Raw genomic sequence first — 20,850 nt, forward strand, 5'->3', positions numbered from 1 at the left:
GTCGCGAAGCCGGCCCAGGCGAGCAGAGGGGCGGATCCCGGTCCGGGCCTGGACCTGCGATGCTCCGGTACCGCCCAATTGAACGCGGGACAGCCAAATAAGCGTCAAGACGCTGGAAAAAGGCGTTTTCCTTTGGCTATGATGGGGGTTCACAGATGGCGTGCCGGCCCTTTCCGTGCACGTTCCAGTCGAGTTCGCAGTCGATTTGTACGAGTACGAATGGCCATGACGATGAACGGGACCTCGCTGGGCGAGCTGCGGAACGGCGCCGCACCGACTGAGGGCACGCACGACAAGCTCGAGCAGATCCGGGACCTGCTCTACGGTGAATTCAAGCGCGATCACGATGCGCGGCTGAAAGCCATCGAAGCACGCCTCAAGGATCTCGAAGGCGACCTCCATCGCAAGCTCGACGTGATCCAGGCCCGTGTCGAGGCTCTGGCCTCCGAGGGCGCGGCCGAGCGGCGCTCCTCCTTCGACGAGCTCTCCCGCAGCATCTTCGAGCTCGGCGACCGCATCCGCCGCATCTCCCATGACTGACGCCGCAGGCACTCCCCTGCATTGCAACGCCTAGGATACGGCAGCCCGCCATGTCGCAGGACGGCGTCATCCGGCTCAAAGAGCTGCTCTTCGACAAGGAGAGCCGCGAGCTCAATGCGCTAACGCGGCGCCTCGAGGAGGTCGCCGAACGCGCCGGCACGGACGCACGGTTCCGCCAGAGCGTCGCGGCGACCCTCGAAGGGGCGTTGCGCGACGCGGAGACGGCCAATCATCGCCAGGTATCCGACGCGCTCGCTCCCCTCGTCGTACGCACGGTGCGCACCGAGATCGAGACCAACAGCGAGACCCTACCCGCGAAGCTTTATCCGCATATCGGCGTCATGGTGCGCGACTATGTGCGCAGCGCCATCCGCGATCTCATGGAGGACATCAACCGGCGGCTCGAGGACGGCCTGACCAAGAACCGCCTCTCGCTGCGTCTCAGGAGCTGGACGACCGGCCGTCCGATGGCGGAACTCGCGCTGGCCGACAGCGGCCGTTTCGAGGTCGAGGAGCTTCACCTCATCCAGCGCGGCTCCGGTGAGCTGCTGGCGCATTGGAGCCGATCAGCGCCGGAGAGCGCTGCGAACGGCCCTCCTGACGGGCGCGGGGCCCTGTTCAGCGGCATGCTCACGGCCATGACCGCTTTCATCGAGGAAGTCTACGAGGCCGACAAGGCAGGGCTGCGCACGATCGATTTCGGCGGCCACACGATCTACCTGCGCGGCTCACCGCATCATCTGCTCGCTGCAAGGTGCCGCGGCGAAGCCGGCGCCGGGGTGCAGACCCTCCTCGACGAGGAGTTCCTTCACACGCTCGAAAAGCGTGGCGTGACACTGGACCTCGCCGATCTCGCCGCGCGCCTCGAGGCGGGCATCGCGACACGGCAGGAGAGCCTGAGAAAAGCCCAGCGCCGCTCAGGCCTGCGTCCGCTCCGTGCCCTCCTCTGGCTGATTGGACTCGCGCTCGCGGCGTACTTTGCCTGGCAGGCTTACATTTCACACCAAACGAACAGCCTCCAGGCTGCTGTCGACGCGGTCATTGCCGATACGCCGGCCCTGAAAGGCTATCCCACGCGAGCGCACGTCGCACGCGGCGGCGCGCGCATCGACGTCAGCGGACTTGCACCCTCCGGCGACATCCGCACACAAATTCTCGGCAAACTCCGCGACGTCGCTCCGGCCGCGACGATCAGCGAGACGATCGGCATCGTCCCCGGCGCCGAGAGCGCCGGTCTCGCCGACGAAGCCGCACGCACGCGCGAGCGGCTTTCGGCCCTCGAAACTCGCCTCGAGACAATAGCCGCAACGCTTGGAGACATGACCAAGTCGATCGACGGCATGAGCGCCTCGGTCGGCAGCATGGCAAGATCGGCAACGGTCGCCTCCGAGCTTCAGGACCTCCGCAAGGAGATAGCGGGGCTGACCACCTCGCTCGGCAGCATGGCGAAGTCGGCGGCCGTCGCCACCGAGCTCCAGTCTCTGCGCAAGGAGATCGCGGCGCTCGCGCCCAAGCCCGATCCTCAGGCAGACCTCGAACGCTGGATGCAGAGGCACGCCATCTTCTTCGCCGACGGAACCGCCTACCAGGCTCAGGGCGACGTCGATGCCGCGCTCGATTCCCTTGCCGGGCTCATGCGCCGCACGGATACGGCCATCCGCATTGTCGGCTATACCGACGAGCGCGGCACGGCCGAGCGCAACCTGCCGCTCGCGCTCGCGCGCGCCGACCGCGTCGCCGCCGATCTCGCGCGCCGCGGCGTGGATGCCGCCCGCATCAAGACCGTCGGCCGGACATCCGCGCTCGACATCAGCCAGCGCAGCGGGTCCTCGAGCCCCAACCGGCGCGTCGTCTTCGAGCCCGCCTTCGTGGGCGAGGGACAATGATTTCCCGCAAGCTCATGCTGCTTGGCGAGATCGGCGTCGGGAAGACCTCGCTCATCCGCCGCCTCGTGCAGGGACGCTTCGAGACGGAGTACAAATCGACGTTCGGCGTCGAGCTCTATCGCGTGCCGATCACGCGCGCGGGTCCGAACGGAGATCAGGCCATCGAGCTGATCGTCTGGGATACCGACGGCAACTTCGGCCAGAGGATCTTCCGCCACGTCTATATCAAGGGGGCTTCGGCGGCGCTCATCATCGGCGATCTCAAGCGGCGCGCGACACTCGAAAGCATGGTCGCGCTCGCCGAGAGCTTCCAGGATGCGCTGCCCGGCCGCCACTTCTCTTTCATTGCCAACAAGGTCGATCTCCTCTCTGAAGGAGAAGGCGCCGAGCTGCCAGCCAAGCTTCGCGAGGCGCGCCAGCCGGTCCTGCTCACTTCCGCAAAGACGGGTGCCAATGTCGAGGACACCTTCATCCAGGCCGCCAGCTCCATCCTCCGCCGCGAAAGCTGATCAGCTGGACGACGAGCACGCGCACCTCATCGCGGCCGGCAACTTCATTGCCGCACGCCGCTCCTTCGGCATGGTCTGGACCGATCGAGACCTCGTCGTCTGCCGCTGCTTTGGCCCGCTCGTTGATTTCGTCGCCGTCGGCCGTCCGCTCGCGGAAAGCGTCATCGCCCTCATAGGCTTTGAGCCTGAAATTGCGGCGCTGCGCGCTGGAGATGGTGGGCCGCTCACGATTCCGAATGTCATTCTGGACGGGCACGCCGAGCCTTCGCTTCGGCTGAGCCTCGACATCTACTGGGTCGATAACGCGCAGCGCCATCTCATGCTCGTGCGCAGCGTCCGGGATGTTTCCGCGCTCGAGTCCGAGCTTCGCACGCAGATGCGTTTGCGCGTCATAGCGGAGGCCGAGCTCGTCGAGAAGAGCGAGGCCATCCAGCGCGCGAATCAGGAGCTGGCGCTGATCAACCGCGATCTCGAGGAGTTCGCGTACGTCATCTCCCATGATCTGAAGGCGCCCTTGCGCGCGCTGCGCTACGACGCCGACGATGCGGATCGCGCTCTGGCCGCCGGCGACGTCACCACCGTGGGCACCAAGCTAGTTGCCATGCGCGGCTATCAGGCACGCATGCGTACGATGCTCGACGGCCTCTTCGAGTACGCGCGGGCCGGGCGCAAGATAGATACTCTCGAAGAAATCGATACACGGACGCTCGTCGAGAGCCTCGCCCAAGGTTTCGCAGCAACCACGAGCCTCAGCATCGAGGTCGAGGGGTGCTGGCCGCGCATGACGACACTCGGTCCACCGCTCGAGCTCGTGCTGCGCAACCTCATCGATAATGCGATCAAGCATCATGATCTGCCGCGCGGGCGCATCCTGATCTCGGCCCGAGATGCTGGAGATGATCTTGAGATCACCGTGGCCGACGATGGCCCCGGCATCCCGGACGATCACCACACCGCGGTTTTCCTGCCCTTCCGCACGGTCAACGACGCGCGCAACGCCGAGGACAGCTCCGGCATGGGCCTCGCCCTCGTGCGACGCACGCTCGACCGGATCGGCGGCAGCATCTGGCTCCGCTCCGATGCACCGCATCGGCGCGGCACGACATTTCACGTCCGTTGGCCCAGGACGATCAGCGTCTGAAAGCGATGCTTCAGCTCGCTTTCATGAGCTTGGGGCCCTGGGCGCCCTCACGCTTTTCGCGCTCGCGCGGAAGCGGTGGCGGCGCCGCGCCCCGCAACTCGCCTGATTTTGCCGATGCGACGCGCTTGCCGTTCACCGCCAGCAGGCATTCGGCATAGAGATCGAGAAGATAGGTACGGAACTCGTCGCTCGATGGTGCCGGCCGGCGCGGATCATCGAGCAGGATGTCGCGCATGAGATCGTAGGCGACCGCCGCCGGGCACGTGCGGTCGGCGGTCAGGCTCATGTCGTGGGTCATGAAAGCGATGTCCTTCTACGTCGGCTGTGCGCCGCATCCACTGCCCCTGCACGCGGCTGACGCTTTACTCACTCGTTTCCGATCGGGGCCCGATCAGGGAGGTCAGCTCGCGGTCTTGCCGCGCGGCTTCATTCCCGGCCGCTGCGAGTTCCGCTTGAAGCTCAACGTCAGACTGCCGTCTGTCAGCTCCGAGCACTCGACGCGGGCAACGAACGGGTCGGAGGCCTCGATCTTGGCCGCCTCGGCGCACGCCGCTCCCGTCTCGAAGGCCTTGAGGTGCACGCTCTGCTCGCCGTTCGGCATGGCCAGCAACGTGATCATCACAATGATGTTTGGGTCCATGGTCCACCTGCGCACGGTTGGCGTTCGGAGCGGCAAGCCGCTCCCCTGGACGCAGAACGCAATGGTAATCCCCGCTTCCCACCTCGCCGGACGAATGCGCACACCCTCCGTCGCCCGGCTGTAGCTGCCGGCGAATCGATGCAGCAGCCATCGTCAGTAGGCGTAGAAAAAATGGCAAGAATTCGAACGCCTTAAGTTCGAAACGTTCATTTCCCCGGTGCTACACGCCGGCAAGCACGCTGATGAGGAAGCGCGTGCCCATGGTCGCGAGCAGGAGACCGAACCCGATCTCGAGCTTGCGCCTGGAAATGCCGTGCGCAAAGCGCACGCCCCAGGGCGCGGCCATGACGCTCGTCGGTATCAACGCCGCCGCGCCGATGAGGCTGACATAACCGAGCGTGAACGGCAGCGGCACAGGCTCACCCCAGCCCGCCCAGACGAAGCCGATGGCGCCTGGGGCGGCGATCAACAGCCCGATGCCGGCAGCAGTCCCGACCGCGGTGTGGATCGAGCGGCCATAGAGCGTCAGCAGCATGGTGATCGAGGCACCGCCGCCGATGCTCAGAAGCGTGGAGAGAATGCCCGTGACGAGGCCCCACAGCTCGATGACCGGCCTCGGCGGCAGCACTTCGCCGAGACGCCAGGAATCGCGTCCGAACCAAAGCTTCGCTGCCATGCTGAATGAGAAGGCGATCCACACCCATTTGAGCGCCGTGCCCGAGGCGATGCTCGCGATCGCCGCACCAAGTACCACGCCGACGACAATGCCGGGCGCGAGGCGCCACCAGGCCTCCATGTCGACGCTGCCCCGCGCGCGATGAGCAAGGAACGATCGGATCGTCGTCGGGATCATCACGGCGAGTGATGTGCCGAGCGCCAGATGCATGCGCACAGCCGGATCGACGCCGAGAAATCCGAACACTTCATAAAGCACCGGCGCCGCAATACCCCCGCCGCCAATGCCGAAGAGCCCGGCGAGGAAACCCATGGCGACGCCCGCCGCGGCCAGCGCAGCCGCGATGGCCAAGAGATCCAGCACCGAAATTTCCATTGCGCCCCGGCCCCTTGTCGGCCGCGCCTCGATCTGGCTGGCCTGCACCAAGCGATGCCGGGCACCGCCCGAGGTGTCAACGATGAGCCCGGCTCATGCGGGCTCGTGCAGGGCGGTCATGCATAGTCGGCACCTTTGGATAAACTGCTTTCGCCGCGCGTGCGCCGCGGAAGTGCCCCAGATTGGCCCGGCTTCTAATCAACTTTTAACTCCCTCGGCTGCTAATGGACGGGTGCGAGCACGTATACGTCCGAACCGCCCCTCCGGCTCGGGCAAAAGGCCCAAAAAGGACTTCACATGCAGATCAAGGTGCCCCCTGGAAACAACGGCGACCTCCAGGAAACGCGAGAGCATCGCCTGATGGCTTTTGCAGCCGCCAGCATCGAAAAGCTCCCCGGCACTAACGATGACACCCCCGGGACGATCCTCGCCGTTGCCCGCTCGGCTGAAAGCCCGGTGGCCAAAGCGCTGGTCGCGCTCCGTCCCGTGCTCGCCGCCAACAAGGTGAAAGTGCGCCTCGTGTTCTCGAACGACGATGCGACGCTCGATCCGTTTTTCGCCGGCATCGCGGACGATGCGGCAGCGCCTCTTGCGGAAGTGCGCATCTTGCGCGATCCGCGCCTGCGCGATGCGCATGAGCAGCTCATCGTCGGTCACATGTCCGTCTGGTTCGGCGACAGCCTGCGCCGCGACATCCATCGCCGCGATCTCTTCGAGCAATTCCACGCCGATGCTCCCGAGGCCGCACGCTCGGCAGCGCACGGCTTCGAGCGTCTGTGGGCCCGGACCGAGCCGTGCCTTGCACTTCCTGCGCTCGCCGCGGACAGCCTGACGGCCATGCCTCCCCGCAAGCCCGGCAATGCCGGCCCGACGGGCACCGTGCTCTGCTGAAACCCCAGCTCCGGCCTGCCCGGAGCTGAAATTTCGTTGCCCCGTCGTCCGCTGACGGCGGAATTGCCCTGGCCCCGCCGATGCTGTATCAGAGGCGGTCTCAGCACCCGTAGCTCAGCTGGATAGAGTGTCGCCCTCCGAAGGCGAAGGTCGTAGGTTCGAATCCTACCGGGTGCGCCATTTCACTGTCGAGGCTTCAAACCGGATGGTCGCTGGTGATCACGCCAGCGAACGCGCAGCCGGTCTGCGCAGCTTGCGCCAACTCCATTTATTCACGATCCAAAGCGAAGTAATCCCCACCGCCGAAGTCGCCCGCATCATGCCTCGATCGCTGAGAGGCATGAGGACTGATGTGACGTGCTGTCATTCCTGAGCCGCTACGCAACGCTCGCGCTGATGACCTAAATCAATCTCACGCACCGCCTCGCGGGAAGCAAAACTCGAGCCCGTGACGACCACCGAGTTGTTGGCTGAAATTCAGCAGCCGCGATGTCTCGCCATAGAAGCCGTTAGATGACTTTGGTCTGATAGACCATCGTCCGAGCGCGAAGTGCGCCGACGTATGTCACCCTTGATCATTGCGCTGCGAGGCGCATGGCGCCTCGCAAAGCGGGTCTTTGGGAGGACACACCATGGCGACAACCATGAGCCACAGAGGCATGGGCGTGACGCAAGAGGAGCGGCGCGTCATTCTCGCTTCCTCAATCGGTACGGTCTTCGAGTGGTACGACTTCTATCTCTACGCAACACTCGCACCATTCTTCGCCGCGCTCTTCTTTCCTCCGGGCAACGAGACGGCAGCCCTGCTGTCCGCCTTCGCTACGTATGCCGCGGGCTTTCTCGTGCGTCCGTTCGGCGCGATCATCTTCGGTCGCGTCGGAGACATCGTTGGACGGAAGTACACCTTTCTCGTGACGATCCTCGTCATGGGCATTTCAACGTTCGCGGTCGGGCTCCTGCCGACGTTCGGCACGCATACGCTTCCGATCATCGGTGAGGTCGCAGGCATCGGCTGGACGGCGCCCGTCCTGCTGGTGATCCTGCGGCTCCTGCAGGGTCTTGCACTCGGCGGCGAGTATGGCGGCGCAGCCACGTATGTTGCCGAGCATGCACGACAGGGGCAGCGTGGGTTCGCCACGAGCTGGATCCAGACCACGGCGACGCTCGGCTTCTTCTTGGCGCTGTTCGTTATCGGCGGGTGCCGCTTCTTCCTGTTCGACGCGGCGGCTTTCGCGGCATGGGGATGGCGCATTCCATTCCTGGTGTCGCTCTTCCTGCTCGTCTACTCGGTCTACATTCGGCTGAAGCTGAACGAGTCACCGATCTTCGCGAAGATGAAGGAAGAAGGCAAAGGCTCGAGCCGGCCGCTCACCGACTCCTTCTTCACCTATCCCAACAACAAGTACGTGCTGCTGGCTCTGCTCGGCGCCACTGCCGGCCAAGGCGTCGTCTGGTACACAGGTCAGTTCTATGCCCTGTTCTTCCTCACGATCACGCTGAAGGTCGAGCTCGTGACCGCCTACATCATGATCGGTCTGGCGCTGCTCATCGGCACGCCATTCTTCATCTTCTTTGGATGGCTCAGTGATCGCATCGGCCGCCTCAAGATCATCCTTGCGGGCTGCCTCATCGCGGCGGTCACCTACATTCCGCTGTTCCAGGCGCTGTCGAATGCCGTGAACCCCGACCTCGTCGCCTTCCAGCAAGCGAACAAGGTCACGCTCACGACCGATACGAGGGAGTGCAACTTCCACATCTTCGTCGGTCCGTGGTCGAGGTTCACGGACTGCGACCGGGCGAAGGACTTCCTGACCAAGGCCGGTCTCTCGTTCGAGACGGTGCATCGTGATGGCGCCAAGAACGAACTGCAGCTCGGGCCGACGAAGCTCTCAGGCTTCGACGCGAAGACATGGACCGCCGCGCTCGCGGAGCTGAAGTTCCCGACCAAGGCCGATCCGGCGAAGATCAATTGGCTCGCCGCGATGGTGATCCTGTTCCTCTTCCTGATCTACGTGACGATGGTCTATGGCCCCATCGCCGCGTTCCTCGTCGAGCTGTTCCCGACCAAGATCCGCTATACGTCGATGTCGCTGCCTTATCACATCGGCAATGGCTGGTTCGGCGGAATGCTGCCGCTGCTGGCCACTGCCGTCGTGGCCTGGACGGGCAACATCTATGCGGGCCTCTACTATCCGATCGGCGTCGCACTGATGACGGTCATTGTCGGCTTCCTGTTCCTCAGGGACACGAAGGACGTCGATCTGGCCCGGGGCTCGGGCGTGCAGGAGCAGGCCGCTGCCTGATTGGAGCCGACGAATTCTTTGACAGCAAAGCGAGGGGCAGCAAGTCGCTGCCCCTCGACATTTTAGACTTCAAGTGCGGTGCAAGTGATGATCTGCTCGGCTCGCGCGAACGAAAACGCCGTCAGAGACCGCGCGAAAGAAGTGCCGAGGGGCGCGCGATAGGTTCGCGGCGGACCTTCTCAGGTGTCGGCTCCGCATTCTCGAGACGCGCATACGGGCAAAGGGCGCGCATCTCCGAAAACAAACCAGCCCCAACGCCGCGCCGTGCGCGCAATTCCCCGTCGTTCATGTGCCGGAGCTCGCCAAGCGTCCTGATCGCCTCGCGCCCGCTGCTCAATGCCAGAATGCGCATAGCCCAGCCATGGGTCTCGGAACCGGCAAGGATCAATACGTCCAAGGGGGTCTCGTCGCTCAGTCGAGCAATGTTCGGCCGCTTTCCGTATTGCGCTTGGAGTTCAGCCCGTCGCGCGTCGACCGTGCTGGTCGCGGCAACGATCTGGGCCACCCGGCCGTTGGTGACGTGATGTCGAGCTGCAATATCCGATCGGCTCACACCCTGCTTGTGGAGCTCCAGAATTCTGCTGTTTCGCCTGCGCTTGGCTCGCACTGGTTTTGCCTTCGACCGCCCACGGCCAATTGCGAATACGTATATTCACGTATCTAATACGTATATTTACGTATGGGCGAGATAGCAAGACGTGGCCTTTGGCGGCCAGGGCGGCGGGGAGGGCACGAGCAGGGGGCGGTCACCGGCGGCCGGGACACAGCCAGGGTGGGGGGTGAGGGAGAGCGGTGGCGCTCAGCGAGTTCCCTTGGCGCTCTCTCCGATCAGGAGAACGAGCCGGACCAGATCGGCGACACTTGCCGCGCCGGTCTTGTGCATGACCGCTGCCCGATGGACCTCCACCGTTCGCGGACTGATGCCGAGCTCCGAGGCCATCTCCCGGCTGGTGAGCCCTCGGGCGGCAAGATGCAGCACTTCCTGCTCGCGCGGCGAGAGCGTGTCCAGCCGGCTCCGCATATCCATGAACTCCTGCCGCTCGGCCTCGAATTGCTGAGTTTGAGCGACAGCCGCCTTGATGCTCGCGATCAGGCGCCGTTCGGAAACAGGTTTCTCGATGAAGTCGAAGGCTCCGGCTTTGATGGCCGACACGGCCGCGTCGATCGTGGCGAAACCCGTGATGAGAATGAGCGGCTCAGTCCACTTGGACTTGTTCAACAAAGTCTGCAACTCGAGCCCGGACAATCGCGGCATGCGTACATCCGACACGATGCAGTCCGCCGCCCCGTCGCGCTCTCGCACACGCAGGAAATCCTCGGCGTGACGATGCACGCGCGTGATGAACTTCTTTGCCCCGAGATACACGCTGAGAGCGTCGAGGACCCCCGCGTCATCATCGATGATATCAACAAGCACTTTCTTCATGGCGCTGGCAGGCTGCGATTGCGGATCGTGAAGTGAACTTCAGCTCCTTGGCCTCCATTTGCAAGCCAGATCTGGCCGCCATGCGCCTCGACAATGGAGCGGCAGAGATTGAGGCCTATGCCGAGGCCACCGCGCTTTGTCGTGTGAAACGGCGCAAATGGATTGTCGATCTGCTCGGCATCGAAGCCCGGTCCGGTATCGCCGACGACGATCTCCAAGTCGCCGTCCGGAGAACGGCGTACCCCCACGGTGATCATCCCCGAGCTGTGTCCGGCATCCTCTATGGACTCATAGGCATTGCGGAGCAGATTGATGAGCACCTGCTCGACCTGAAGCACGTCCACGGTGACGGTTGGAAGATCTCCTTCCACCTGGCTCACGATCGATACGCCCGCGCGCTGCAGCTCTGGCTTGACGACCTCGAGTGCGGCATTGAGCAGCTCGCTCACCTCGGCTTCGATCCGCTCGGTGCGGCCGGTCTGAATGAGGTCGCGCAAACGGCGGACCACGGCTGCTGCACGCTGCACTTGGGCGTTCGCCTTTTCTGCGCTTTCCCGGGCATCCTTCATGGAGAAGTCCCGCTCGCCGAGCTCCTCCGCCAGCAGTCGTGTGTAGGTCGCCGCAGCCGAGAGTGGCTGATTGATCTCATGAGCGACCGCGGCCGACAGCTCATTGACGCTGCCGAGGCGTGTAAGCCGGGCATGAGCCTCCTGTTGCAGGCGAAGGCGATACTCCGCCTGCTCACGCTCCATCACGACGCCGCCAGCAGCAAGACCGGTCAGCGTGAGAACAAGCATCATCTCCTGATAGGTGGTCGTGTCGACGCTGCCCGGAAGCAGGAACTCGATCACGAACATGAGCGCGAGCTGAGTGACGACGAGCCCCGTGCAAGCGCCCGGCAGTCCCGACCGAAGAGCAATCCAGATGATAGGTAAAAACAGAAGATAGAAACGATAGAGCTGCGGCGTCGCCGGCCCATAAAAGACGGCCCAGAGAGACGCGCACATGGCAGAAAACTGAGCCAGCGTCTCCCATGTGGTCTTGAGATATCTGCCCGCAGCCGAGAGCAGGACGAATGGCGTCACAACGGCGATGCCAATCAGCTCGCCAATCCAGAGACGGAGCGCTGCCACAAAGAAATCCGCCCACCCCATGAGATTGGCTGAGGCAAGAATGCCTGCATACAGGCAAGCCACGATGACCGTGCTGACCGCGGCCACGAGCAAGAGCAGCCAGATATCGTAGAGGCGCGGCAACCGAGCCTGAAAGCCATACTTGCTGCTCGAAAGTATGAGCGTGGCAGCCGAATACCCCGCGCCGACGACCAGCCAGAGCAGAAGCCCAACAGGCAACGGTGCGGGCAAATGCCGGACCACCAGATCTGCCAGAAAGGGCGCAACGAACAGAAGCGGAATGTAGCGGCGGCCGAACAGCAGGATCAGCGCAAAGCTCAAACCGGTCTGAGGATTCCAGGGCGTAATGCCGAACGGATCGAAGGGCTGTACATAGCTCGCCCAATCGAAGGCGACATAGGCCGCCAAGTAGGCAATGCCGATCAACCAGGCCGGCCCGCTGCGAACCCAAGCACTGAGCTCACTTCCCGACATTGGCAATTGGAAGAATGGCCGCCGAGAAGCTTCGCTCTCGGTGCACGGCGATGCTCCATGTCCGCTGATTTCGGGCGGCACCAGACGATCCTGGTATTGCGCGTGGCTACTCTCAGTTCGCAGTCATCTCATCTATAGAACGCGGGCTCCTTTGCGCAAGAAGCTCTTACCCGTCGGAACGTTCAGCGATCGGCGGGCGTATCGTGGTTACTCAGGCGGACCGCTGAAGCAGGTAGGGAAACCTTGATAACTGCGCTCTCCGCTCCTTGTGCAGAAGCGGAGGCGTGCCCCTTCAACGATCGGCGCCCCGCTAGGTGCGGTGCCCCTCATCGATCCTGGCCACCCATCTCTCGAACGAGAGCTTCAGAGCATCGACATCCCGCCCTATCTCGCTCGTCGAGCGCCCGCCGGATTTGGCTTTATTGAGAAGTTCGAGGTGCTGCAGCTTCCAGTCGGCCGCAGCCTTGCGCGCGGGCCCGTGCAGCGCGCTCTGCTTGTTGAACTCCTCGATCTGCGCGTCAATTTCCGTTCCAAGCTCTTCGAGCCGTTCCTTCAGGCTGTTCATCGATGCGTCCATCGTGCGGACCTCCATGGCTCATGTGCAAAGACTGTGTTGTCGGGCCTGAGCCGACGGTCCGGCAACGAGAAGAGCTTTGCTGTCGGCGCATCGCCTGCACCCACCGGGCTTGCCGGCAGCCAGCGTCTTGTCGCTCAATCCAGCCTCCCCGAGAGGCTTCTAAGTCCCGGGTCCAGCGCCCAAAATTTCACACGCGTTGGGCTGTGCCCGATAGACGTGGGGTTCACCTCCGCGAATTCAAGAACTCGTCCTCGGAACGGAAAGCGGCCGCCGGAAAACATTACCGATTTGTGATCTGGCGGCGAACTTCACGCCACCTTTGCCGCGGCAAGGTGAGAGCGAGCCGCGCCTGAGGCCGAGCCTCGGTCCTTCGAAAGAGAAGGCTCGTCGCGCGCATCGCGCCGCTCGATGAAGCACCGCACATGCGACGCGGCCTCGAGCTTTCCGCGCGGTGAGCACCGTGATGATGAACGGGCCATACGATGACCTCGCATGAGAGCGCGCCACGTCGCCTTGATGCACTCGGAAGCAACCGAGCATCGGATCCTTGTCCGACGCCGAAGGTCTCCATCCGCGCTTCGCTGCGCGATGCCTGGAAGCTCGCCATCCCCTACTTCGTAACGCGCGACGCGAGCGGCCTGCGGATCGGCCGTCTCGATCTCTCCCGGGTTCAAGAGAGGTGGATCGCGGGCGCCCTCCTGGGGCTGGTTCTTGCACTCAATGTTGCGCAAGTCGGCGTCAGCGTGCTCGTCAATCAGTGGAACGGCCGGTTCTTCAATGCATTGCAGGTAAAGAGCTTGCCGGCCTTCACGACCGAGCTCGGAATTTTCAGCATCCTTGCCACGATCTTCGTCATCCTCGCAGCTTACGAGCTCTACATAACCCAGCTCCTGGTTCTGCGCTGGCGAACATGGATGACGAACCGGCTTCTCGAGCGCTGGACGAACGGTCCCATCCACTATCGATTGCGACTGCGCGGCGACGAGGCCGACAACCCTGATCAGCGTATCGCCGAGGACGTGCAGCAGTTTGCTTCAGGTACGCTGGCGATCGGCGTGCAGCTCTTCTCGTCGGCGCTTTCGCTGGTCGCCTTCGCAGGAGTGCTCTGGGGTCTCTCGGCGGGATTTCCGCTGCGCATCTTCAATTTTGAGCTCTCGAGCATACCCGGATATCTGGTCTGGCTCGCGCTTGCGTACGCGATTGCCGGCACGGCGCTGGCGCACTGGATTGGCCGACCGCTCGCCACGCTCGACGCGGTGAGACAGCGCCGCGAGGCCGATTTCCGCTTCGGGCTGGTGCGCCTGCGCGAAAATGCCGAGCCGGTCGCGATGCTCGGAGGAGAAACCGTAGAGCGCAATGAGCTGCGATCCCGCTACTCGCTCGTCTACGAGAACACGATGGCCCTTCTGAAGCGGCGCAAGATGCTGACCTGGTTCACCGCCGGGTATCAGCAGTTCTCCGTGGTCGCGCCCTTCCTGCTGCTGTCGCCGGCATACTTCGCGGGAAATCTCGGCCTTGGCGTACTCACGCAAACCTCGGGAGCGCTCGGAAGCGTCCAGGACAATCTCTCGATCTTCGTGGGCCTCTATACGACGATCGCCGACTACAGCGCCGTCGTCAGCCGACTTGCTGGTTTCGATCGCTCGCTGGCTCTCGTGGCCAAGGCCTCTGACACGGGTGTGACGAGGCGCGCGACCATGAAGAGCGGGATCCGCATCACGGACCTCGTCGTGAACCAGGTGTGTGGCAAGCCGCTGCTGAGCGTACCCTCGCTCGAAGCTCGCCCCGGAGACCATCTTCTGCTGACTGGGCCATCCGGCATCGGCAAGACAACCCTTCTCCGGGCGCTTGCCGGATCCTGGCCGCACGCGAGCGGCACTTTCGAGATGGCTCCGGGTTGTCGCATCATGCTGATGCCGCAGCAGCCCTACATTCCCTGGGGCACGCTCAATGCAGCTTTGGCCTATCCGCGCTCAGCGCCGATCTGCCCCGAGGCAACGAAGCGCTATCTGCAAAGCGCCGGGCTCGGCCATCTGATCGAGCGCCTCCACGAGATCGCTCCCTGGCACCGCATCCTCTCGATCGGCGAGGCGCAGCGGCTATCGCTGGTGCGCGCCATGCTTGCCTCACCTGATGTGCTTTTCCTGGATGAGGCCACCTCCGCGGTCGATGAGAGCACCGAGCAGCAGCTATATGCGTTGCTTTCAAGCGCGCTGCCCGCGGCCATTGTCGTCTCGGTTGGCCATCGCGCGAATTTGCAGGGCTTGCATGACAGATACTTCGCTGTCGCAAGAGACGCTGCAGGTACCCCCGAACTTCAAGAGCGGCAGTGTGAAACCAGCAGGTCCCTGGCGCGCATCTCGACGATGCCAAGTTGATGCCCATTCACCGCCCGAGCTGATCGGGCTTGGGTTCTCATCCAATGAGAACGCGCGTGTCGGTCTGGAACTTGTAGGGCGGGACCTCGAGATTGCGCGGCGCTGGACCGCGCCGGATGCGGCCCGAGATATCGTATTGCGAGCCGTGGCAGGAGCAGAACCAGCCGCCGTAGTCGCCGCGGGCTCCGGTCGGTGACTGTCCCTGAGGAATGCAGCCGAGGTGGGTGCAAATGCCGATGATGATCAGCCACGCCGGCCGCTCGACGCGAGACTGGTCGGTGGCGGGATCAGGCAGCGACGCGTTGTTGTCTTTTTCGGCGGTCTCGATCTGCTCGGGTGTGCGGTGGACGACGAACACCGGTTTGCCGCGCCAGATCACCGTGATGCGCTGCCCCAGTGCGATGGGGGCGAGGTCGACCTCGGTTGTCGAAAGGGCGACCGTATCGGCCGCAGGGTTCATGCTGTCGAGGAGCGGCCACATGGCGGCGGCTCCGCCTATGGCAGCGAACACACTGGCGGAGACAATGAGGAAATCGCGGCGCGTGGTCCCCTCAGCAGTGTCGGACGAGAGAATTGCAGAGCTTTCGGGCGTCATGGGTGGGCCTCTCTACAATGCCGATCTCAACGAAAGCGCAGTCGCCCTCTCCGCCACCACTGAATAACGAGGAAGCCGCCGAGCATGCCGCCAAGGTGCGCAAAATGCGCGACCCCGGACTGTGTTCCGGTGACGCCCAGAAACAGCTCGAGACCGCCATAGAGCACCGCGAACATGGGCGCCGGCATCGGGATCGGCGGAAACAGCGGCATGATGATCCGATTGGGAAAGTACATTGCGAACGCGAGGAGCAGCCCGAAGACTCCGCCGGAAGCGCCGATGGTTGGGTAGATGCTCCCCGTCCAGGTCGTCAGTCCGAGCTGAACGAGGCCGGCGCTGAGAACGCAGAACGCATAGTAGAACGCGAAGCGCCGACCTCCCCAAACACGCTCGAGGTCCGCGCCGAACATGTAGACGCCAAACATATTGAAGAGGATGTGGGTCACGCTGGCATGAAGAAAGCCATAGGTGAGTAGCTGCCACGGCTCGAACATCGATCCGAGCGGCCAGAGCGCGAAAGTCGCCCAGGGAAAGCCGAGCGCCGCCGACTGCATCAGAAAAATGCCGACGTTCACGAAGATCAGCGCCTGGGTGACTGGAGGTAGCACGGCCAACGCTCCCGAAGCTCGATACAGTGACGATATAGTGCCGGTCACCGGCGTATTCGAGTGTCGGAGAGTGTTCTTGGCTGCCTTGGTCGGCAATTGCCGGACCTATACCGTTTCGTAATCCGGCGATCCGAGCCTCACCAGAGCGCTAACCATGTCTGCGCGGGCGCGCCTCCCGAGCACGCCTCGCGCGGCCATGCGCCGATCCGCACATTACTAATTGGTATAGATTTGGACGAGTGCTGGTAACGCCCGTGGCGGCACAGTCGTTCGCGTGATGAGCCGCGCCGAGACCGAGGCGCGCGATCGGCGAAGGGCCCCGATATGCGAGGCAGAAAGATCATACTCGGCATCATGCTCGCGACGATGGTCCTCAGCAGCGCGGCCGCCGTGATTTTTCAGCGGCAACCCAATGTCGACAACCAGCAAGTCCTCCAGTCCCGCCTTGCCGAGCTGAAGGCCCGGCTCAACAGCGCTATCAAGGCCGCCGAGCTTGGCGCCGGCGGAAAGGCCATCAGCGTTCGGCTCGACGAAAGCAGCTCGAAACCACGCTGGGTGATCGTCGTCGACGCCGCGGGCAAGAAGCGCGATGTTGTCGTCGATGAAACCGGATCGATCATCAGCACGACAGACCACGTAGAGCTTCCCACAACCCGCCCAGCCGATACTGAGGGAAGCACCGCAGTCCCCGCTCCAGGCCCACCGGATACGGGCGCGGCCGAACACAAGTAGCAGCCAAGCCCATCTCGCGCCTCCGTATCGCCTCTCCCGGAATTTCGTACAGCCGCGGGCTCGAGCCCCATCGAGAAGCAAAACAGCCGGCATTATGATGTTGAACTTGCCTCGAGCCGAGATGATGATTGATGGCACGTTTGCATTCGATCGGCGCAGATGCGGCGAGAGGAGCAACCTGCCATGAAGATCCTCGTCATCGAGGACGACCGCGAGACCGGCGAGTTCATCAAGAACGGCCTCGAAGAGGCCGGTCATGTCGTGGATCTCGCCGCGACCGGGCGCGATGGACTTTTCCTGGCTGCCGGCGAGCCGTTCGACATCATCATTGCCGATCGGCGATTGCCGGGCATCGACGGGCTCAGCATCGTCAAGACCATCCGGGCCAGCGGCATCAAGACGCCCGTACTGTTTCTCACCACGATGTCCGGCGTCGGCGACAGGGTAGAGGGGCTCGAGGCGGGCGCCGATGACTATCTCGTCAAGCCGTTCGCCTTCGCAGAATTGACTGCGCGCGTGAATGCCCTGAGCCGGCGTCCTCCGATGGCCGCTGTCGAGACGGTGCTGCACGTTGGCGACCTCGAGATGGATCTCATTTCGCGCAAGGTCCAGCGGGGAGGTCGGGAGATCGAGCTTCAACCACGCGAATTCCGCCTTCTCGAGTTCCTTATGCGTCACGCGGGCAAGATCGTGACGCGAACCATGCTGCTCGAGGGGGTCTGGGATTTCCATTTCGATCCGAAAACCAACATCGTCGAGACCCATATCAGCCGGCTGCGGTCGAAGATCGACAAAGAGTTCGATGTCGAGCTGATCGAGACGGTGCGCGGCGCGGGATATCGGCTCCGTGCGGCTCATTGAACTCGCGCGCGGCGTCGGCGCCCGGGTCGCCGCCCTGTCGGCGCTCCTGGTCATCGCGTCGATGGTGCTTCTCGGAGGGCTTGTCTACGCGTGGATCGACGATGCGCTGATCTCACGCGTACGGCGCAGCATCGAAGAGGAGATGGCGACGCTTCTGGTTCTCCCAGCGGCGGGGCAGCCGAATTGGCTGATATCGGAGATCGGCCGGCGGACGGAGCAGGGTCTCATACGGCGATATGCCTACCGCGTTGTCACCAGTGGCGGAATGCACATCGCCGGCGACACGTGGCTGAACGCGGCGGAGCCGGGATGGTCCGAGCAGGAACTGCCGGCCCCCGCCGGGGCGAACATAGGCGCGGGTCGGCTGCTGGTCCTGACGATCGCGGTCGACAGAAACCTGCTTCTCTCTGTTGGGCAGGACGTTCGCTGGATTGCCGATGTCGAAAAGGAGCTGCTCGAGCTTCTCCTGTGGTCGCTGCTCGGTGGCATGGGCCTGGCGACGCTCACGGCGCTGGTCGCCCAGCGCATTGTCGCGCAGCGCCTGGCGGTGGTGTCCAAGTCGGCGCACGCGATCATGGACGGCAATCTGAAGAACCGGATTCCCCTGACGGGTGCGAACGACGATTTCGATCGGCTGTCGCAAACGCTGAACGACATGCTCGATCGCATTCAAGGCTTGATGGACAACCTCGAACAGGTAACGGACGACATTGCCCATGATCTCAGAACGCCGCTCGGTCGCTTGCGTCAGGGTCTCGAGCGTGCGCGCGCCGAGGCCAGAACGCCGCAGGCCTACGGCGAGGCCATAGATCGCGCCATCACCGAGGCGGATGGCCTTCTGGCCACGTTCACGGCCTTGCTGCGCATCGCGCAGATCGAGGCAGGTGCGCGTCATTCGGCGTTCCGATCGACAGATCTCTCGGAGGTGATGAGGTCCGTTGCGGAAGCCTACGAGCCGAGTGCCGAGGAACGCTCTCAGCGCATCGCCCTCGACATCGAGCCCGGCGTAGAAATCCCGGGCGATCGCGATCTCCTCACCCAGGCGTTCGCTAATCTTATCGAGAATGCCTTGCTTCACACGCCGGCCGGCACGCAGATCACGCTCACGCTGGCGCGCGATGCTGCGGGCGTCGTTGCCGCCGTGTCAGACAACGGGCCGGGTGTCGCGGACGACGAGCGAGAGAGGATCTTTCGTCGCTTCTACAGGCTCGAAGCCAGCAGAACGACGCCGGGTACCGGGCTTGGCCTCAGTCTGGTGGCTGCGGTCGCGCGACTGCACGGCGCAACGATCGAGGCCAGTGACGCACGTCCAGGATTGCGGATCAGCCTGACTTTCCCCGCCTAGCCTCAGCAGAAAGGAGGCAGCGGGCACATTGGCAATTTTCAACCTTCACGTAAGGACGAGGCAATGGCCGAACGGTCATCCTCCGGCTGACAAGCCTGCAAAGCGGCTTGAGATGCCACGGAGATGAAACATGACCGACGATACCAATGCAGCGCCGCCTCCGGATGCCCAATCCCATAGCGGAAATTCTATATCGAGCTCGCCTCTGACGCGGCGGCGCGCCCGCCTTTTTGGATCTGCAAGTGCGGTAGCGCTCGTTGCTGCCGGCATTGCCGGAGGCACGCTGCTTCTTGCGCGTGATCCTGCTCTCGCAGCTCCGCCTCCGGTGACCGGCGCCGCCCAGAGCGGCCAGATGAACATTGCCGACCTCGTCGAGAAGGTGAAGCCGGCCGTCGTCGCCGTGAAGGTCAACATCCAGACCGCAGCCGATACCAGCGATGAGATGCCGTTCGCAATGCCGGATGTCCCGAAGGGAAGCCCGCTGGAGAGATTTTTCAAGCAGTTCGGTGATCAGTTCGGACGACAGATGCCTCCCGGCTTCAATCAGCGGCAGCCCACGCAGGCGCAAGGCTCCGGCTTCTTCATCAGCCCGGACGGCTACATCGTGACCAACAATCACGTCGTCGATCACGCATCCAACGTGCAGGTCACGCTCGACGATGGGCGTACGCTCGATGCGAAAGTCATCGGCACGGATACGAAGACCGATCTCGCGCTCATCAAGGTCGACGATAAGGGCACATATCCCTACGTGAATCTGGCGCACACGGCGCCGCGCGTTGGCGAAACAGTGGTCGCCATCGGCAATCCGTTCGGCCTCGGCGGCACCGTGACGTCGGGCATCATCTCCGCGCGCGGCCGCGATATCGGCGCCGGCCCGTACGACGACTTCCTGCAAGTCGATGCCGCGGTCAACCGCGGGAACTCCGGCGGACCGACCTTCAACCTGCAGGGTGAGGTCGTCGGCGTGAACACGGCCATCTACTCCCCGTCGGGCGGCAGCGTCGGCATCGGCTTTGCCATTCCATCCGAGACGGTGCAGAGCGTTGTCGCTCAGTTGAAGGAGCACGGCAGCGTTGAGCGCGGCTATCTTGGCGTGAGCACGCAGTCCGTCACGAGAGACATCGCCGACAGCATCAATCTCAAGCAGGCCAAGGGCGCCCTGATCGACAATGCCGAGCCCGGCACGCCGGCAGCCAAAGCAGGATTGAAGTCCGGTGACGTCATCACGGCGGTCAACGGTGCGGCAATCAGCGACGCCCGCGATCTCGCCCGCAAGATTGGCGGCCTGAAGCCCGGCTCGAAGGTCAGCATCAGCTATATGCGCGCTGGCAAAGAGCAATCTGCGGATCTCGAGCTCGGCGCAATACCTTCGCAAAAAGCGGCGGCAGCCGGCCAGGCAGAAGCCGGCAAGCAAGCGCTCGCGGGCCTCGGATTGCGGCTCGCTCCCGCTACGGCCGTCAAGGGTGCGGGCGATGAAGGCGTGGCCGTCGTCGACATCGATCCGAACGGCACCGCTGCACGCAAGGGAATGCGCGATGGCGACGTCATACTCGAGGTTGGCGGCAAGCCCGTCGCCACGCCCACCGACGTGAGGAGCAGCATCGACGCGGCCAAGTCAGAAGGCCGGACCGCTGTGCTGATGAAAGTAAAATCGGCGGATGGCACGCGGTTCGTCGCCGTGCCAGTGCCGAAGGCGTAGCAAAGTGGAATCGAGACGCCGGCGATGCCAGGAGACCTCTCTCCTCTTGGCACTCGGC

Annotated in this window: 20 protein-coding genes and 1 tRNA gene; 12 read left to right on the forward strand and 9 right to left on the reverse strand. The window is 63.6% G+C overall.

Annotated features, from left to right (window positions below; all coding sequences use genetic code 11):
• Nucleotides 1-219 precede the first annotated feature (219 nt).
• From CS1BSM3_RS11175 to CS1BSM3_RS11190, 4 genes are read left to right on the forward strand one after another with little or no spacing between them, the layout of a single operon-like run.
• Nucleotides 220-540, forward strand: a complete 321-nt coding sequence (locus CS1BSM3_RS11175) for a hypothetical protein (RefSeq protein WP_072387176.1) — start codon at nucleotides 220-222, stop codon at nucleotides 538-540.
• 50 nt (nucleotides 541-590) lie between these two features.
• Nucleotides 591-2,426 carry an OmpA family protein gene (locus CS1BSM3_RS11180; RefSeq protein WP_072387177.1) on the forward strand — a complete coding sequence of 612 codons (1,836 nt, stop codon included), beginning with the start codon at nucleotides 591-593 and terminating at the stop codon, nucleotides 2,424-2,426.
• A complete protein-coding gene (locus CS1BSM3_RS11185; RefSeq protein ID WP_072387178.1) occupies nucleotides 2,423-2,935 on the forward strand; it encodes a Rab family GTPase in 513 nt (170 codons plus the stop codon). Before CS1BSM3_RS11180 ends, CS1BSM3_RS11185 begins: the two co-directional genes overlap by 4 nt.
• Nucleotides 2,880-4,076, forward strand: a complete 1,197-nt coding sequence (locus CS1BSM3_RS11190) for a sensor histidine kinase (RefSeq protein WP_072387179.1) — start codon at nucleotides 2,880-2,882, stop codon at nucleotides 4,074-4,076. Before CS1BSM3_RS11185 ends, CS1BSM3_RS11190 begins: the two co-directional genes overlap by 56 nt.
• A 10-nt stretch (nucleotides 4,077-4,086) precedes the next feature.
• On the opposite strand, the gene CS1BSM3_RS11195 is transcribed toward CS1BSM3_RS11190, so the two are convergent.
• The 3 genes from CS1BSM3_RS11195 to CS1BSM3_RS11205 form a co-directional block, all read right to left on the reverse strand.
• Entirely contained in the window at nucleotides 4,087-4,374 is a 288-nt protein-coding gene (locus CS1BSM3_RS11195; protein WP_072387180.1) for a hypothetical protein, read from the reverse strand.
• A gap of 102 nt (nucleotides 4,375-4,476) precedes the next feature.
• Complete coding sequence (locus tag CS1BSM3_RS11200) at nucleotides 4,477-4,716, reverse strand: hypothetical protein (protein ID WP_072387181.1); 240 nt, start codon at nucleotides 4,714-4,716, stop codon at nucleotides 4,477-4,479.
• Nucleotides 4,717-4,936: 220 nt separating this feature from the next.
• A complete protein-coding gene (locus tag CS1BSM3_RS11205; protein WP_244540479.1) occupies nucleotides 4,937-5,755 on the reverse strand; it encodes a sulfite exporter TauE/SafE family protein in 819 nt (272 codons plus the stop codon).
• Between the two features lie 309 nt (nucleotides 5,756-6,064).
• On the opposite strand from CS1BSM3_RS11205, the gene CS1BSM3_RS11210 reads away from it, so the two are divergent.
• The 3 genes from CS1BSM3_RS11210 (at nucleotide 6,065) to CS1BSM3_RS11220 (ending at nucleotide 8,961) form a co-directional block, all read left to right on the forward strand.
• Complete coding sequence (locus CS1BSM3_RS11210; protein ID WP_072387183.1) at nucleotides 6,065-6,658, forward strand: hypothetical protein; 594 nt, start codon at nucleotides 6,065-6,067, stop codon at nucleotides 6,656-6,658.
• A gap of 103 nt (nucleotides 6,659-6,761) precedes the next feature.
• Nucleotides 6,762-6,838: transfer RNA gene (locus tag CS1BSM3_RS11215), tRNA-Arg, on the forward strand.
• Between the two features lie 452 nt (nucleotides 6,839-7,290).
• Nucleotides 7,291-8,961, forward strand: a complete 1,671-nt coding sequence (locus CS1BSM3_RS11220) for an MFS transporter (RefSeq protein WP_072387184.1) — start codon at nucleotides 7,291-7,293, stop codon at nucleotides 8,959-8,961.
• A gap of 121 nt (nucleotides 8,962-9,082) precedes the next feature.
• Here CS1BSM3_RS11220 and CS1BSM3_RS11225 read toward each other — a convergent pair whose 3' ends face one another.
• The 4 genes from CS1BSM3_RS11225 to CS1BSM3_RS11240 all read right to left on the reverse strand — a co-directional run bounded on the left by CS1BSM3_RS11225 (nucleotide 9,083) and on the right by CS1BSM3_RS11240 (nucleotide 12,571).
• Nucleotides 9,083-9,358, reverse strand: a complete 276-nt coding sequence (locus tag CS1BSM3_RS11225) for a hypothetical protein (RefSeq protein ID WP_143149170.1) — start codon at nucleotides 9,356-9,358, stop codon at nucleotides 9,083-9,085.
• Nucleotides 9,359-9,760: 402 nt separating this feature from the next.
• Nucleotides 9,761-10,387, reverse strand: coding sequence for a response regulator transcription factor (locus CS1BSM3_RS11230; RefSeq protein WP_072387186.1), 627 nt, complete (start codon nucleotides 10,385-10,387; stop codon nucleotides 9,761-9,763).
• A complete protein-coding gene (locus CS1BSM3_RS11235) occupies nucleotides 10,384-11,994 on the reverse strand; it encodes an ATP-binding protein (protein WP_072387187.1) in 1,611 nt (536 codons plus the stop codon). The genes CS1BSM3_RS11230 and CS1BSM3_RS11235 overlap by 4 nt, the downstream gene beginning before the upstream one ends.
• Nucleotides 11,995-12,304: 310 nt before the next feature.
• Nucleotides 12,305-12,571 (reverse strand): hypothetical protein, encoded by a 267-nt coding sequence (locus CS1BSM3_RS11240; RefSeq protein WP_143149171.1) that lies wholly within the window; start codon nucleotides 12,569-12,571, stop codon nucleotides 12,305-12,307.
• A gap of 482 nt (nucleotides 12,572-13,053) precedes the next feature.
• Here CS1BSM3_RS11240 and CS1BSM3_RS11245 point away from each other — a divergent pair, with 482 nt between their 5' ends.
• Entirely contained in the window at nucleotides 13,054-14,949 is a 1,896-nt protein-coding gene (locus tag CS1BSM3_RS11245) for an ABC transporter ATP-binding protein/permease (protein WP_083528517.1), read from the forward strand.
• 37 nt (nucleotides 14,950-14,986) lie between these two features.
• Here the strand turns inward: CS1BSM3_RS11245 and petA are convergent, their stop codons facing one another.
• Together petA and CS1BSM3_RS11255 are read right to left on the reverse strand one after the other, a co-directional pair.
• The gene (gene petA / locus CS1BSM3_RS11250; protein WP_072387189.1) at nucleotides 14,987-15,544 is read right to left on the reverse strand and encodes a ubiquinol-cytochrome c reductase iron-sulfur subunit; all 558 of its coding nucleotides are present in this window, start codon (nucleotides 15,542-15,544) and stop codon (nucleotides 14,987-14,989) included.
• Between the two features lie 26 nt (nucleotides 15,545-15,570).
• A complete protein-coding gene (locus CS1BSM3_RS11255; RefSeq protein WP_244540480.1) occupies nucleotides 15,571-16,152 on the reverse strand; it encodes a rhomboid family intramembrane serine protease in 582 nt (193 codons plus the stop codon).
• A gap of 354 nt (nucleotides 16,153-16,506) precedes the next feature.
• Between CS1BSM3_RS11255 and CS1BSM3_RS11260 the strand changes: the two genes are divergently transcribed.
• The 4 genes from CS1BSM3_RS11260 (at nucleotide 16,507) to CS1BSM3_RS11275 (ending at nucleotide 20,792) form a co-directional block, all read left to right on the forward strand.
• Entirely contained in the window at nucleotides 16,507-16,884 is a 378-nt protein-coding gene (locus CS1BSM3_RS11260) for a hypothetical protein (RefSeq protein ID WP_143149172.1), read from the forward strand.
• Nucleotides 16,885-17,067: 183 nt separating this feature from the next.
• Nucleotides 17,068-17,745: a winged helix-turn-helix domain-containing protein gene (locus CS1BSM3_RS11265; protein WP_072387192.1), complete on the forward strand. Its 678-nt coding sequence runs from the start codon at nucleotides 17,068-17,070 to the stop codon at nucleotides 17,743-17,745.
• Entirely contained in the window at nucleotides 17,732-19,090 is a 1,359-nt protein-coding gene (locus CS1BSM3_RS11270; RefSeq protein ID WP_072387193.1) for a HAMP domain-containing sensor histidine kinase, read from the forward strand. Before CS1BSM3_RS11265 ends, CS1BSM3_RS11270 begins: the two co-directional genes overlap by 14 nt.
• Before the next feature lie 130 nt (nucleotides 19,091-19,220).
• A complete protein-coding gene (locus CS1BSM3_RS11275; protein WP_083528518.1) occupies nucleotides 19,221-20,792 on the forward strand; it encodes a Do family serine endopeptidase in 1,572 nt (523 codons plus the stop codon).
• Nucleotides 20,793-20,850: the final 58 nt, after the last annotated feature.

The organism is Hyphomicrobium sp. CS1BSMeth3 (genome assembly GCF_900117415.1).
Lineage (GTDB): Bacteria > Pseudomonadota > Alphaproteobacteria > Rhizobiales > Hyphomicrobiaceae.